This window comes from Agrobacterium larrymoorei (assembly GCF_030819275.1).
Lineage (GTDB): Bacteria > Pseudomonadota > Alphaproteobacteria > Rhizobiales > Rhizobiaceae > Agrobacterium > Agrobacterium larrymoorei_B.
The window spans coordinates 701361-714810 of record NZ_JAUTBL010000002.1; the positions used below are offsets into that span (position 1 = coordinate 701361).

At 57.5% G+C, this 13450-nt stretch carries 16 protein-coding genes; 8 read left to right on the forward strand and 8 right to left on the reverse strand.

Annotation, left to right across the window (positions count from 1 at the left end; genetic code table 11):
• Nucleotides 1–37 precede the first annotated feature (37 nt).
• The 3 genes from fabI to QE408_RS11895 form a co-directional block, all read right to left on the reverse strand.
• Nucleotides 38–856: an enoyl-ACP reductase FabI gene (gene fabI / locus QE408_RS11885; protein ID WP_306931420.1), complete on the reverse strand. Its 819-nt coding sequence runs from the start codon at nt 854–856 to the stop codon at nt 38–40.
• Nucleotides 857–987: 131 nt separating this feature from the next.
• On the reverse strand, nt 988–2106 hold the full coding sequence (locus QE408_RS11890; RefSeq protein WP_306931422.1) for a DnaJ C-terminal domain-containing protein: 1119 nt from the start codon (nt 2104–2106) through the stop codon (nt 988–990).
• 211 nt (nt 2107–2317) lie between these two features.
• Entirely contained in the window at nt 2318–2767 is a 450-nt protein-coding gene (locus tag QE408_RS11895) for an RT0821/Lpp0805 family surface protein (RefSeq protein WP_306931424.1), read from the reverse strand.
• A gap of 57 nt (nt 2768–2824) precedes the next feature.
• On the opposite strand from QE408_RS11895, the gene pdxH reads away from it, so the two are divergent.
• Both pdxH and QE408_RS11905 read left to right on the forward strand, forming a co-directional pair.
• Entirely contained in the window at nt 2825–3445 is a 621-nt protein-coding gene (pdxH, locus tag QE408_RS11900; protein ID WP_306931426.1) for a pyridoxamine 5'-phosphate oxidase, read from the forward strand.
• A 169-nt stretch (nt 3446–3614) separates the two neighbouring features.
• On the forward strand, nt 3615–3926 hold the full coding sequence (locus QE408_RS11905; RefSeq protein ID WP_306931428.1) for a MazG nucleotide pyrophosphohydrolase domain-containing protein: 312 nt from the start codon (nt 3615–3617) through the stop codon (nt 3924–3926).
• Between the two features lie 45 nt (nt 3927–3971).
• Here QE408_RS11905 and QE408_RS11910 read toward each other — a convergent pair whose 3' ends face one another.
• The 5 genes from QE408_RS11910 to QE408_RS11930 all read right to left on the reverse strand — a co-directional run bounded on the left by QE408_RS11910 (nt 3972) and on the right by QE408_RS11930 (nt 7674).
• Nucleotides 3972–4604: an HAD family hydrolase gene (locus QE408_RS11910; protein ID WP_306931429.1), complete on the reverse strand. Its 633-nt coding sequence runs from the start codon at nt 4602–4604 to the stop codon at nt 3972–3974.
• A gap of 3 nt (nt 4605–4607) precedes the next feature.
• Nucleotides 4608–5045: a bleomycin resistance protein gene (locus QE408_RS11915; RefSeq protein WP_306931431.1), complete on the reverse strand. Its 438-nt coding sequence runs from the start codon at nt 5043–5045 to the stop codon at nt 4608–4610.
• A 28-nt stretch (nt 5046–5073) separates the two neighbouring features.
• Nucleotides 5074–5592, reverse strand: coding sequence for a GrpB family protein (locus QE408_RS11920; protein ID WP_306931433.1), 519 nt, complete (start codon nt 5590–5592; stop codon nt 5074–5076).
• Between the two features lie 9 nt (nt 5593–5601).
• Nucleotides 5602–7017, reverse strand: a complete 1416-nt coding sequence (gene tldD, locus QE408_RS11925) for a metalloprotease TldD (protein WP_306931435.1) — start codon at nt 7015–7017, stop codon at nt 5602–5604.
• A gap of 138 nt (nt 7018–7155) precedes the next feature.
• Nucleotides 7156–7674, reverse strand: coding sequence for an invasion associated locus B family protein (locus QE408_RS11930; protein ID WP_062425894.1), 519 nt, complete (start codon nt 7672–7674; stop codon nt 7156–7158).
• Between the two features lie 364 nt (nt 7675–8038).
• Here QE408_RS11930 and coxB point away from each other — a divergent pair, with 364 nt between their 5' ends.
• The 6 genes from coxB (at nt 8039) to QE408_RS11960 (ending at nt 13450) form a co-directional block, all read left to right on the forward strand.
• The gene (coxB, locus tag QE408_RS11935; protein WP_306934777.1) at nt 8039–8899 is read left to right on the forward strand and encodes a cytochrome c oxidase subunit II; all 861 of its coding nucleotides are present in this window, start codon (nt 8039–8041) and stop codon (nt 8897–8899) included.
• A 17-nt stretch (nt 8900–8916) separates the two neighbouring features.
• Nucleotides 8917–10620, forward strand: a complete 1704-nt coding sequence (gene ctaD / locus QE408_RS11940; protein WP_306931437.1) for a cytochrome c oxidase subunit I — start codon at nt 8917–8919, stop codon at nt 10618–10620.
• Nucleotides 10621–10736: 116 nt separating this feature from the next.
• A complete protein-coding gene (locus tag QE408_RS11945; protein ID WP_306931438.1) occupies nt 10737–11690 on the forward strand; it encodes a heme o synthase in 954 nt (317 codons plus the stop codon).
• Complete coding sequence (locus tag QE408_RS11950) at nt 11687–11821, forward strand: hypothetical protein (protein WP_306934962.1); 135 nt, start codon at nt 11687–11689, stop codon at nt 11819–11821. Before QE408_RS11945 ends, QE408_RS11950 begins: the two co-directional genes overlap by 4 nt.
• 27 nt (nt 11822–11848) lie before the next feature.
• Nucleotides 11849–12457: a cytochrome c oxidase assembly protein gene (locus QE408_RS11955; protein ID WP_306931441.1), complete on the forward strand. Its 609-nt coding sequence runs from the start codon at nt 11849–11851 to the stop codon at nt 12455–12457.
• A 108-nt stretch (nt 12458–12565) separates the two neighbouring features.
• Complete coding sequence (locus QE408_RS11960) at nt 12566–13450, forward strand: cytochrome c oxidase subunit 3 (protein WP_306931442.1); 885 nt, start codon at nt 12566–12568, stop codon at nt 13448–13450.

The window sequence follows — 13450 nt, forward strand, 5'->3', positions numbered from 1 at the left end:
AAAATGAGGCGGCGCCAGTCCTTATCTCTGAACCGTGTTAGTCTTTTACGACGGAGATGTCCGGCGCGTCTACAGCCTTCATGCCGATTGCGTGATAGCCCGAATCCACATGATGCACTTCACCCGTCACGCCGGTCGAGAGGTCCGAGAGCAGGTAAAGCGCAGACTTGCCGACTTCCTCGATGGAAACGGTGCGCTTGAGCGGTGCGTTGTACTCGTTCCACTTCAGGATATAGCGGAAATCGCCAATGCCAGCAGCGGCAAGCGTTTTGATCGGGCCGGCGGAGACGGCGTTGACGCGAATGCCGCGGTTGCCGAGATCGACCGCCAGATAACGCACGCTTGCTTCGAGCGCTGCCTTGGCGACGCCCATGACGTTGTAGTTCGGCATGACCTTTTCAGCGCCATAATAGGTCAGCGTCAAAATCGAGCCGCCGTCATTCATGATCGGCTCGGCGCGCTTTGCAACGGCTGCCAGAGAATAGACGGAGATGTCCATGGTGCGGTTGAAGTTGTCGCGGCTCGTGTCGAGGTAGCGACCCGTCAACTCGTCCTTGTCGGAAAACGCGATGGCGTGCACGACGAAGTCGATCTTGCCCCAATGGGCTTCGAGATTGGAAAAGACAGCGTCGACCGTTTCGAGATCGGTGACATCGCAGTGGCCGGCCATGAAGGCGCCCAGTTCCTGGGCCAAAGGCTCAACGCGCTTCTTCAATGCGTCACCCTGCCAGGTGAAGGCAAGTTCGGCACCGGCATCGGCGCAAGCCTTGGCAATGCCCCAGGCAATCGAACGATTGTTTGCGACGCCCATGATGAGACCGCGCTTGCCGGCCATCAGGCCGGATGTCTGAGCCATGTGATGCTCCCTCATATTCCAGATTGATCCTGCCTATGGCATAGGCAGAACCGCTGTTCAAGAAGGCCTCAGATCATCTCATGTAAGGGAGCGTAACAAAGGGTGCGTTGTTCACCGCTTTCACGCAGGCGTCACAGATAAAGGCCTTCGCGCATGTGGCGCATCAGGTCCGTTACTTTAGCATCTGGTGTTTCAAGCAGAACGATACGCAGTTCGACGACGAGATCGCCGAAGGTGCCATTTTCTTTTTGTAAGCCTTTGCCCGGCACGTGAATGGCCTTGTCCGAACCGGACCATGCCGGCACTGAAACCTGCTGCTCTCCACGAGGCGAGTGAACCTTGGCCTCGCATCCCAGCACCGCATCGGCAAGTGCGAGCGGTAGACTTGTGTGGATATCGTAGCCCTTCACGGTGAACGCGTCGTCGCGGGCGGTCAAAACCGTGACCACGAGATCGCCACGTGGCGTTTCCGGCAGCTTGAGACCCTGGCCCTTCAGTCGCACCACATGTCCATCGGTGGTTCCGATCGGCAGATGAAAGCGCACTTCCCGCTCATCGGGCATGCGAAGCGTCACCTGCTTCTGAGCGATAATGTCGTTCACGGTTACAATGGCTTCGGCCGTCATGTCGGGTGCTTTCTCCACGACCGGAGGAGGCGCCTTGAAACGACGGATAAGGGCGTTGAAAAAGCCGAGGGCAACGGAGTTTCCGGCGTCCGATGTTTCGCGAGCGGATGCGTCGTCGACCGATCCGTTGACGGCGGATTTTCCCGCGTCAACGCCGCCTTTTACCTTCGCTTCCGCACCGAAAATGCGTTCCAGCATATCCTCGGGAGATTCCGGTTTGGCGCTACCCTTTGTTGCGGTGGCAGAGGGATCTTCTGTGCTCTCTGCGGCCGCCTTCTCGTTGCGCGCCTGCGCCCGGGCCAGTTCTTCCATCAGCTTTTCGGCGGCCTTTGCGCGTTCCGCAGCCTGGCGGGCGGCCTCCCTTGCGGCTTCCCGCTTCTGCATAATGGTTTGTTCGCGTTGCTTGCCGTCTGAGGCCCGACGCGCCTGGTCGTAGAAACCGCGCTTCTTTGGATCCTTCAGCAGATCGTAGGCCTGTCCAATCTCGGTGAAGCGTGCGGTGGCATCCGGATCATCGCGATTGTGATCGGGATGAACGGTCTTCGCCTTGGAACGCCAGGCGGCCTTTATCTCGTCCGAATCGGCATCGTGCTTGACGCCGAGAATTGAATAGGGATCACGCATCCGAACCACCAGTTACGCCCGAAACTGCTGCCGCTTGTCGAAGCGGCCTGAAACAGAAGAAACTCAGACCTGAACGTGCCAACCTTCGAAAATGTTGCACGATCAGTGTCTTGAACTGGATAGGACTGTGGCAAGAAGTTGCTAATCAGACCTTTACAGACGCGTTACTGAGCGCGTCGCCGGTCTGATCTCTGAGGATAGGGTAAATGTTTTACTTCTGGTCGAAGCGGGTCATCAGCCATTCGCCTGTCTCGGAAAGGCACGCTTGACCCGTATAGCTGGCCACGCCTTCAAAGGAATGGCGCGTGGTGTTGAAGTTGCGGCAGACGAAGCCGGTGCTTCTGTCTTCGCTGATCGCGGTTACGACGCCAGCGCTGCCGGTTGCAGCATTCGCCCATGGAACGGGGGAATCGGCAACTTTCACCAGGTCGGCAGACGTGACAGCATTGCGAATGGTGGCATCATCGGAGAGCACGGGCTGGGTCGGCTGGTTTGGCACGGACGCCGTGGAGAGCGAGCGGTCGACTTTTTCGCCGCCGAAAAGATCAAGACTGACACAGCCTGTCAGTGCAACGGCCATAAAGCCGGCGGCAAAAACATTGACGACCGATGACAGGAAGCTCTTTGTGCGACTGTTCGACTTTGCTATGACGATCACCATCTCTTACCCAGAACTCATCTCTGGTACGCAAATCAGCTTTGGAGCATTTTATTCAATATGTCGGAAACGGGGTTAACATCTAGTGACTTCACGGAAGAAAATGAACCATTCGCGCTTTTCGCTGAATGGTTGCGTGATGCAACCGCGTCCGAGATAAATGATCCAAACGCGGTGGCGCTGGCCTCCGTGGACGAGGACGGAATGCCGAGCGTGCGCATGGTGCTGTTGAAAGCGGCGGATGAACGCGGCTTTGTGATCTACACGAATTTCGAGAGCCGCAAGGGTCGCGAGCTTCTTGGACAGCAGAAGGCCGGCTTGTGCTTCCATTGGAAAAGCCTCCGACGACAGGTCCGCATTCGAGGTTTGGTGGAGATCGTCTCGGACGAAGAGGCAGATGAATATTATGCCTCACGCCCCCGTGGCAGCCGTATCGGTGCCTGGGCCTCCAAGCAGTCCCGACCGCTGGAAAGTCGCTTCGCGCTTGAAAAGGCCGTGGCGGAATACACCGCCAAATATGCGTTGGGTGATATTCCGCGTCCCCCATATTGGTCGGGCTTCCGCATCAATCCGCTGACCATCGAATTCTGGCACGACCGGAAATTCCGTCTCCACGACCGCGTGGAATTCCGGCGGGAAACCACTGACGCCGCATGGGCGAAGGTCCGCATGTACCCGTAAAGCGCCGTGCGTCCCATTGGACGCACAAAGGACGCTTTACCTTTTTGAAGCGACGCATCGTGCTTTCCGAAAATCGAGTCCGATTTCGGGCGGATGCCGTAAGCGGGATGGCCGTCGACAGCGGCGGCCGAATCGTGATCAGTATTCGTGTGAACGAAGAGGGAACACGATGCTGGCCGACTTGATGCAAAAATTCGAAAAAGCTTCGGCGTCCTATGCCGCATCAAACAGTATTGAGCGCGATCCGGACTGGTTCATGCTGAAGCTGCAGGAAGAGGTTGGCGAGGTAACGCAAGCGTGGAACCGCTTGACGGCGCGCGGTCGGGCAAAGGGCAAAACGGCAGAAGAGATGAGGCAGGACCTTTCGGACGAGCTGGCAGACCTGTTCGGCCACGTTCTTCTGCTTGCCCATCACAACCAGCTTGATCTCATCGGTTCGATCCAACGCAAATGGCGCTTCGATCCAGCCGCCTCGGATTAGCCACGCGTCGGTTCCGCGCGCAGCAATGCAGCGACGTCCGAGAGACTATGGCAGATCGCAACGCATTTCTCCCGCATTCGCTCGGTCGCAGGCGCTACATCCGGCACCATCACCGTCATCATCCCCGCAGAGGAAGCGGATTGAACGCCATGATAGGAATCCTCCAGCGCCATGCATTGTGCGGGATCGACGCAGAGACGGTTGGCGGCAGATAAGATACGGCATGGGTGAAGGCTTGGGCTCGGTATAATCCTCGCGCGCCACGATGTGATCGAAGCGCCCGAGGAGGTTGTGAGGTCCGAGGTGTCGATCGACGGATTCGTGCCGGGATGAGGTGGCGATGGCGCGCGGCAGCTTCAGATCGTCCAGCAGGTCGAGCATCTCCACAACGCCAGTCTTGATCTGCACGCCCCCTGCCATGCTGATCGCCAGGTGGCGTAGCCATGCGTCGCGAAACGCATCCATGGGGAAATCCGCACCATTCTCGGCAATGATGGTTCCGCTGATCACATCCCACGGACTGCCGCAGACACGTTGGTAAAGCTCGACAGGCAAGTTGTGCCCGCCCTCTTGCGATGCCGCAAGAAAGGAGTCGCGGTAAAGCGTCTCGCTGTCGATCAGGAGGCCATCCATATCGAAGATGACCGCTTTCGGCATGTGCGGTAATGTCATGTCCATGCCTTACTCGAACCGAAAGACGCGTTCGCCGAGGCTCTCGAAAGGGCGAATGAGATAGCCATCCGGGTCGGCAACGACGAACTGCCGGTTGCCTACCTCAGTCTCTCCTTTGCGATACCATTTCTCTTCGAGCGGGAGAAAGAGCGGAACGCGTGCAAGCTCCAACCTGTCAAGGATGAGCTGGAGGGAGGGAACGGCCAGTTGCAGGTTCATGCCGCGGCCGAAGGGATAGCTGATCGGCGCATTCTCCTGCTCGAAGGTACGTCCAGCACCGATCTGGTCGATCATCAATTGCGCGTCGCCGAGCGCCAGATAGGTGAAACCTTCTTCCGGGCGCTCATAGACGACATGAAAGCCGATCAGGTCACAATAGAATGTGCGGCTCTTGTGCCAGTCGCTGACGGCAAGTTCGGGAACGAGTGCATTGGAAACGAAGGTCATCTTTTCCTGATCAATGGGGAAGGGGTGTTTATCGTGCGGATGAGGGCGGGATTTCGGTGTTCAGCGTCTTATGAATGAAGTCGGACTTGGCCTGCGTATAGGCATCGCCGTCATGCTTGTATGTCTTGGCGAGCACCATCTTAAGCGTCGCATAGTCATTGGCAAGAGAGGGGTTCTGGCGAAGGATGTCACGGAAACGCATTCTATTCTGGTGGGTCTTGCTGCCCGGCGGGCAAAGATAAACGCGAAGACCCGGCAACGGATCCCGAACCATGAAAGCAAACACGCCGTCACCATGGCGCGATCCGCGTGGCTCAAAGCCAGCGGCTTCCATGCGTGACCTGGCATCGTCCATGCAGCTGGAATGCTTCAGGACGACATCGATATCGATATAAGGCTTGGCGGGAAGATTGGCGACGGATGTACTGCCGACATGCTCGATGTTTTCGATCATGCCGCTCAACAACAGGACCAGACGGTCTTGAGTATCGAGATAGAGACACGGCCAGTCAGGATCGTAGGCAACGATCTCGACGAGCGTTGCCATCCGCCCACCTCAAGCCCTGGTGCCGCCGACCGTGATCTGGTCCATGCGCAGATGCGGCTGGCCGACGCCGACTGGTACCCACTGGCCTGCCTTGCCGCAATTGCCAATGCCCGTGTCGAGCTTCATGTCGTTGCCGATCATGGTCACACGCTTCATCGCGTCCGGTCCGTTGCCAATCAGCATGGCACCCTTGACGGGTGCGCCGATCTTGCCGTTCTCGATGAGATAGGCTTCCGTGCAGCCAAAGACGAATTTGCCCGAAGTGATGTCCACCTGACCGCCGCCGAAGGAAACGGCGTAGATTCCCTTCTTGACCGACGCGATGATCTCTTCCGGCGTCTTGTCGCCGCCGAGCATATAGGTGTTGGTCATGCGCGGCATGGGAACGTGGGAATAGCCCTGACGGCGTCCGTTGCCCGTTGCCGTCATACCCATCAGCCGGGCATTCTGCCGGTCCTGCATATAGCCGACCAGCTTGCCGTTTTCGATCAGTACATTGTAGCCGGACGGCGTGCCCTCGTCGTCCACCGTCAGCGAGCCGCGGCGGTTGTCGATGGTGCCATCATCCACCACCGTGACGCCGGGTGCGGCCACCATTTCACCAAGCAGTCCCGCAAAGGCAGATGTTTTCTTGCGATTGAAATCGCCCTCGAGACCATGTCCGACGGCTTCATGCAGCATGACGCCAGGCCAGCCGGAGCCGAGCACGACATCCATCGTACCAGCAGGCGCATCGATCGCTGTGAGATTGACCAGCGCCTGACGCAATGCTTCGTCGGCACCTCGCTGCCAGCTCTCGGTTTTGATGAAATCGCCGAAGCCGACGCGTCCACCAATGCCGTAAGAGCCGGTCTCCTGGCGATCGCCTTCACCGGCTACGACGGAAATATTGATGCGCGTCATCGGACGGATATCGCTGACGCGGTGGCCATCGGCGCGAAGAATATCGACGATCTGCCAACTCGCAGCGATCGACGCAGTCACCTGACGAACTTTCGGATCCTTGTCCCGCAGATAGCTGTCGATTTCGGTCAGAAGCTTCACCTTTTCCTCGAAGGAGGGTGAGCCGATGGGGTTCTCGTCACCATAGAGCTTCTTGTTGGTCCGCTGAGGTGCCGCCGCGTAAGAGCCGGAGTAGCCCTTGGTGACTGCGCCGACAGCATCGGCCGCGCGTTGCAATGCCGCAGTCGAAAGTTCACCCGCATGGGCGTAGCCAACGGTTTCGCCAGCGACCGCACGAAGGCCGAAGCCCTGATCGGTATTGAAGCTGCCACCCTTCAGGCGACCATTGTCGAAGGTCAGCGATTCCGCCTGGGCGTGTTCGACGAAGAGTTCGCCGTCATCGGCACCGGCAAGCGCGTCTGCCACGCGGCTCCGCAACGTCCCCTCATCGCAATCGAAAAGCGTCAGAAGGTCTTGGGTCATCGCGTACTCCAGGCGTCAGCATCCATCATCTGTTCATGTGAGATTTAGGTGCTGGAATGTGGCGGCGCAAGCCGCCTCACAGGTCTGTTGAGGAATTGTCAATCGGTAGCATCGCGGCGCGCTGCCGGCCCACATAGCTCAGGGAAGAGCGTCATAGCCTTCAGCAAAGCCACTGAGTTCGATCGGAATACCGACACGATCCTGATCGACCGATTCACGCAATGCGAACACCGCATGCTTTCCCGCGCGCAAAACCTTCATCAACTCGTCATCGATATCGACTTCCACATAGCAGCCCTCGGAGAAGCAGCGGGTGAAATAGGCGCGGCCGATATTGTTGTTGTCGATATAAAGTTCCATTCCATCCTTCAGCAGCACGCCGAGCGGTGCGAGGATGCGAAGGATGCGGGATTTGCGGTCAGCGGTCTTCAGCACCACGACGGAAAGGCCAACTTCCGGGCGATCGTCGGCAATGACGTTCTGCATCAATGCGCATTGCTCTTCGGACGCGCCAGCGGGCTTGTCGCAGATGACCGACCATGAGCCGTGTGTGGACTTCGGCGTACCAGGCGGTTGCTGGGCGACGCTCGCGCCGGACGCGAGAAGAGAGAAACCGGCGGCGACAAGAGCGGCGCGCGCAATCGGGGGCAGACGCATGGATACCTCTGGAATTCGAATCAGTGCGCTATTTTGACTTCCGATACGGGAAATGAAAGAGCTGGCTTCCTCATTTCCAAGTGAGTACGGCCAAAATAGGACCTGCCACAGCTTAAATCCGTTGCAGCTTCAGCAATGGCGAGCACCATTTGTCATGTTTGGAGATCGTTACAGCGAAGGGTGAGCGGGAAGAATTTGGGGAAGAAAAATGCCTCTCTCCGAAAGCTGGGCGATATTGCGGCAGTGGACAAACTATGATTTGAGTCTAAGCTATAAGCATGGATTCTGTGCCTGGGATTGATCATGACCAGGTGCGTGAGGGAGAGGTACCGTGATTACTAGGATTAACGCAGCGTTAGCGGGCATGATCTGTCTGCTCTCGGCTGTCGGCGCCCGCGCTGACCAGCCGAAAGAGTGGCAGATGGGATTGCAGGAGGCCGCAACGCCAATCATGCACGAAATTCGGTGGTTTGAACAATATACGCTGTGGTTCATTGTTCCCGTCACGCTTTTCGTTCTCGTCCTGCTCATTCTTGTTGTCGCGAAGTTCAAGGCATCCAAGAATCCGGTACCGTCCAAGACCAGCCATAATACGGCGATCGAAATCATCTGGACGCTGGCTCCCGTCCTCATTCTTCTTTTCCTGGCATTCCCGTCCTTCAACCTGCTCAATGCGCAGTTGACGCAGCCGGAAAATCCGGACCTGACATTGAAGGCAACCGCCACGCAGTGGCAGTGGAATTATGAATACCAGGCAGCGGAAGGCTCCGAGCCTCTCGCGTTCGACAGCTACCTGCTGAAGGACGCCGACCGCGCTGCTGCCGGCAAGGAAAACCGCGCGATCTATCCGCGCCTTCTCGCCGTGGACAATGAAATGGTCGTTCCGGTGAACAAGACCGTTCGTCTTCTCGTCACCGCCGCGCCGACGGACGTGATCCATGCATTCGCGATGCCGGCCTTTGGCGTCAAGATCGATGCCGTTCCAGGCCGTCTGAATGAAACTTGGTTCAAGACTGAGAAAGAAGGACTTTACTACGGTCAGTGTTCCGAGCTTTGCGGCAAGGATCACGCCTTCATGCCAATTGCCATACGGGTGGTTTCCGAAGAGCAATATAAAACCTGGGCTGCCGCCGCTGCTTCTGACTTGAGCGGTGCCAACCGGGCGCTGATGGCTTCTGTGGATGGCGCAAGCGCCCTTCGCGTCGCTTCAAATGAAACCAACTAAGGCAAGGGGTGAGGACAATGGCTGGACATTCCGCACACGACGACCATCACTCTCATGCTCGTGCCGCCCATGAGACCCATGGCGACGATCACGCACATCACGATCATACGCCGAGTTTCGCGCAGCGCTGGTTCTTCTCGACCAACCACAAGGATATCGGCACGCTCTATCTGATCTTCGCGATCATTGCGGGCATCATCGGCGGCGGCCTCTCGGTCGTCATGCGTATGGAACTGCAAGAGCCTGGCATCCAGATCTTCCACGGTCTGGCAACCATGGTCTATGGCTTCGAAGGCGACGCTGCCATCGATGGCGGCAAGCACATGTACAATGTATTCACCACCGCGCATGCGCTGATCATGATCTTCTTCATGGTCATGCCGGCCATGATCGGCGGTTTCGCCAACTGGATGGTACCGATCATGATCGGCGCGCCGGACATGGCCTTTCCACGCCTCAACAACATCTCCTTCTGGCTGCTCGTGCCTGCCTTCATCCTGCTTCTTCTTTCGCTCTTCGTCGAAGGTCCGGCAGGTGCCTATGGTGTGGGTGGCGGCTGGACGATGTATCCACCGCTGTCAACGAGCGGTATGCCGGGGCCAGCGGTCGATCTGGCGATCTTCGCGCTCCACGTGGCCGGTGCATCCTCGATCCTCGGTGCGATCAACTTCATCACCACGATCCTAAATATGCGCGCGCCGGGCATGACGCTTCACAAGATGCCGCTCTTTGCCTGGTCCGTGCTCGTCACTGCCTTCCTTCTGCTTCTGTCGCTTCCGGTTCTGGCAGGCGGCATCACCATGCTTCTGACGGATCGTAACTTCGGCACCACCTTCTTCTCTCCTGAAGGCGGCGGAGACCCGATCCTCTACCAGCACCTGTTCTGGTTCTTCGGTCACCCGGAAGTGTATATTCTGATCCTGCCTGGCTTTGGCATCATCAGCCACATCGTATCGACCTTCTCGCTGAAGCCGATCTTCGGTTACCTCGGCATGGCCTATGCCATGGTCGCGATCGGTGCCGTCGGCTTCATCGTGTGGGCACACCACATGTACACTGTGGGTCTGTCGCTCGAAGCGCAGCGCTACTTCGTTTTCGCAACCATGGTGATTGCGGTGCCGACCGGCATCAAGATCTTCTCCTGGATCGCGACGATGTGGGGCGGTTCGCTGACCTTCACGACGCCGATGATCTGGGCGATCGGCTTCATCTTCCTCTTCACGGTGGGTGGTGTTACGGGCGTTCAGCTCGCCAATGCTGGCCTCGACCGTTCGCTTCACGACACCTACTACGTTGTGGCCCACTTCCACTACGTTCTGTCGCTCGGCGCCGTCTTTGCGATCTTTGCCGGCTGGTACTACTGGTTCCCGAAGATCACCGGCTACATGTACAATCAGAAGATCGGCAACCTGCACTTCTGGGTCATGTTTGTCGGCGTCAACCTGATCTTCTTCCCGCAGCACTTCCTCGGTCTGGCCGGCATGCCGCGCCGTTACATCGATTATCCGGATGCCTATGCGGGCTGGAACATGGTATCGTCCTACGGTTCCTATATCTCGGCGGTTGCTGTCCTGATCTTCCTCTTCGGCGTCTGGGAAGCCTTCGCCAAGAAGCGCATCGCTGGCGACAATCCTTGGGGTCCGGGTGCCACCACGCTGGAATGGCAGCTGTCGTCTCCGCCGCCTTACCACCAGTGGGAGCAGCTTCCGCGCATTCGCTGAGGCATTTTGTCCGAGCGTTTTGTCCGGCGTAACATGATAGATGTCAGTTTTACGCCGGACGAAATGAGATAGGGCGCCGCATTGCGATGGGGCGTCTTTCGGGAAAGCAGGAAATAATGACCGTTATTGACAATCGCGACACGCTGGCAATCGACTCCGCTTCGCTTTCGGAAGCTGGCGCGCGTGATTATTTTGAGCTCTTGAAGCCCCGTGTCATGTCGCTGGTGGTGTTCACGGCCTTTACCGGGCTCATTCTGGCGCCCGGAGAGATCAATCCGATCCTGGGCCTGATCGCGATCCTCTGCATTGCCGTCGGGGCAGGGGCCTCCGGCGCTCTGAACATGTGGTACGATGCCGATATCGATGCGGTCATGTCCCGCACGGCCAAGCGTCCCATCCCATCCGGCCGGGTCGCACCGGGTGAGGCGCTGGCCTTCGGACTGACGCTTTCGGTGTTTTCGGTTGCCATTCTGGGTCTCGCGGTCAACTGGTTTGCGGCCGGTCTTCTCGCCTTTACCATCTTCTTTTATGCTGTCGTCTATACGATGTGGCTCAAGCGATCGACGCCGCAAAACATCGTTATCGGCGGTGCGTCAGGTGCCTTTCCGCCCATGATCGGCTGGGCCTGTGTGACCGGCAATGTCTCCCTCGACAGCACGATCCTGTTTCTGATCATCTTTCTCTGGACGCCCGCGCATTTCTGGGCCTTGGCGCTCTTCAAGATGCGCGACTACGGCTCTGTCGGCATTCCGATGATGCCGAACGTCGCCGGTGAACGCTCGACCAAGAATCAGATGATCGTCTATGCCGTACTGACCATGGCGGTCGCCGTGGCCCCCTATTTTTCCGGTCTCGCTGGATTGGGATATGGTATTTTCGCTGCGGTACTGAGCGTCATCTTCGTCTACTGTTCCATCTCCGTTCGGCGCATGCCGGATGGCGATGAAAAGATGATGCCGGCAAAGAAGATGTTCGCCTACTCGGTGTTCTACCTGTTTGCGATTTTCTCCGCGCTTTTGGCCGATCACCTCGTGCCGTCCTTTGTAACGATGTTTGGAGGTGCGGCGTGATCGAGACCGTCAAGCTCAACGAAGCGCAGAAGAGGTCGAGGCGCGGGCGCAACGTCGCACTCGGCCTAACACTCGCGGCTCTGGTGGTGCTGTTCTACATCATCACCATCATCAAGATCGGCGGTCATTGATCGCACGATATTCGGGAGGAGGGAGACATGGGAGCAGATCAAAAGACGACGGGAAATAGAAAGACGAGCAACGGCTCGATCCTTGTGCTTTGCCTCGTCTTCGTTTGCGGCATGGTCGGCATGGCCTATGCCTCTGTGCCTCTCTATCGCCTGTTCTGCCAGGTCACCGGCTATAACGGCACCACCCAGCGCGTCGAGCAATATTCCGATGTCGTTCTCGACAAAACGATGAAGGTGACCTTCGATTCGAATACCTCCAACGGGCTGAACTGGGACTTTCGTCCGGTAAACAAGATGGTCGAACCGAGGATCGGCGAGACGATTCAGGTGACCTTCAAGGCGACCAACCGTTCGCCGGTAGCAACCACAGGCACGGCGGTCTTCAACGTGACGCCGATGGAGGCTGGTGCCTATTTCAACAAGGTACAGTGTTTCTGCTTCACTGAGACGACGCTTCAGCCAGGAGAGACGCTGGAGATGCCGGTCGTGTTCTTTATTGATCCAGACATCGTCAAGGCCCGGGAAACGAAGAACATTCATACATTGACCTTGTCCTATACGTTTTATCCGTCAAAAGCGGAAAAACCGGTTGCGTCCTTACCGGCAAAGACTGAACGTGACGAAACGAGACTGTGAGAGGGAGGCGTGGTCGCAAGATCGCGCCATGGAATGAACCGGTTGCCTGATATCTACTCAGCGAGGCGGGTTCAGCGAGATAGGGAAGAGCCTTCGGGGATTGATCACATGGCAGATACGCACCAGAAAAACCACGACTACCATATCATAAGCCCGAGCCCATGGCCGCTTCTGGCATCGATCGGCGCGTTCGTGCTGACCTTTGGCGGCATCTGCTACATGCGCTATCTGAATGGTGGCTCCTTCAAGCTGTTCGGGCTTGAGCTTGCCAATCCTTGGCTGTTCTATATCGGCCTCGTCATCGTTCTTTACACCATGTACGCGTGGTGGGCGGATACGATCAAGGAAGGTGATGAGGGGAACCACACACCGGTCGTAGCACTGCATTTGCGCTATGGCATGATCATGTTCATCGCGTCGGAAGTCATGTTCTTCGTGGCATGGTTCTGGGCTTACTTTGATGCGAGCCTCTATCCTCATGAGGCCATTCAAGCGTCGCGTCTTGCCTATACGGGCGGTCAATGGCCGCCAAAGGGTATCGAGGTGATCGACCCTTGGCATCTGCCGCTCTACAACACGGTTATCCTGCTGCTGTCTGGCACCTGCGTCACCTGGGCACATCACGCGCTGCTGCACAATGACCGCAAGGGCATGATTACCGGCCTGGCTTTGACGGTTGCGCTTGGCGTGCTTTTCTCTGCCGTGCAGTTCTACGAGTATGTCCACGCACCGTTCGATTTCAAGAATTCCATCTACGGCGCGACATTCTTCATGGCTACGGGCTTCCATGGTTTCCACGTCTTCGTTGGAACCATCTTTCTCTTGGTCTGCCTGTTCCGCGCTATCGCTGGCGGTTTCACGCCGAAGCATCATTTCGGCTTCGAAGCAGCGGCCTGGTACTGGCACTTCGTTGACGTCGTCTGGCTTTTCCTCTTCTTCGCCATTTACATCTGGGGCGGTTGGGGCGCGCCTCTAGCGGAGACTGGCCACTGA

Coding starts and splice junctions, on each gene's coding strand:
- QE408_RS11910 (WP_306931429.1), bottom strand. CDS start 4,604: ATGGACATGACATTACCGCACATGCCGAAAGCGGTCATCTTCGATATG.
- pdxH (WP_306931426.1), top strand. CDS start 2,825: ATGTCGGAAACGGGGTTAACATCTAGTGACTTCACGGAAGAAAATGAA.
- QE408_RS11945 (WP_306931438.1), top strand. CDS start 10,737: ATGACCGTTATTGACAATCGCGACACGCTGGCAATCGACTCCGCTTCG.
- tldD (WP_306931435.1), bottom strand. CDS start 7,017: ATGACCCAAGACCTTCTGACGCTTTTCGATTGCGATGAGGGGACGTTG.
- coxB (WP_306934777.1), top strand. CDS start 8,039: ATGATCTGTCTGCTCTCGGCTGTCGGCGCCCGCGCTGACCAGCCGAAA.
- QE408_RS11920 (WP_306931433.1), bottom strand. CDS start 5,592: ATGGCAACGCTCGTCGAGATCGTTGCCTACGATCCTGACTGGCCGTGT.
- QE408_RS11960 (WP_306931442.1), top strand. CDS start 12,566: ATGGCAGATACGCACCAGAAAAACCACGACTACCATATCATAAGCCCG.
- QE408_RS11930 (WP_062425894.1), bottom strand. CDS start 7,674: ATGCGTCTGCCCCCGATTGCGCGCGCCGCTCTTGTCGCCGCCGGTTTC.
- QE408_RS11905 (WP_306931428.1), top strand. CDS start 3,615: ATGCTGGCCGACTTGATGCAAAAATTCGAAAAAGCTTCGGCGTCCTAT.
- QE408_RS11895 (WP_306931424.1), bottom strand. CDS start 2,767: ATGGTGATCGTCATAGCAAAGTCGAACAGTCGCACAAAGAGCTTCCTG.
- fabI (WP_306931420.1), bottom strand. CDS start 856: ATGGCTCAGACATCCGGCCTGATGGCCGGCAAGCGCGGTCTCATCATG.
- QE408_RS11915 (WP_306931431.1), bottom strand. CDS start 5,045: ATGACCTTCGTTTCCAATGCACTCGTTCCCGAACTTGCCGTCAGCGAC.
- QE408_RS11890 (WP_306931422.1), bottom strand. CDS start 2,106: ATGCGTGATCCCTATTCAATTCTCGGCGTCAAGCACGATGCCGATTCG.
- QE408_RS11955 (WP_306931441.1), top strand. CDS start 11,849: ATGGGAGCAGATCAAAAGACGACGGGAAATAGAAAGACGAGCAACGGC.
- ctaD (WP_306931437.1), top strand. CDS start 8,917: ATGGCTGGACATTCCGCACACGACGACCATCACTCTCATGCTCGTGCC.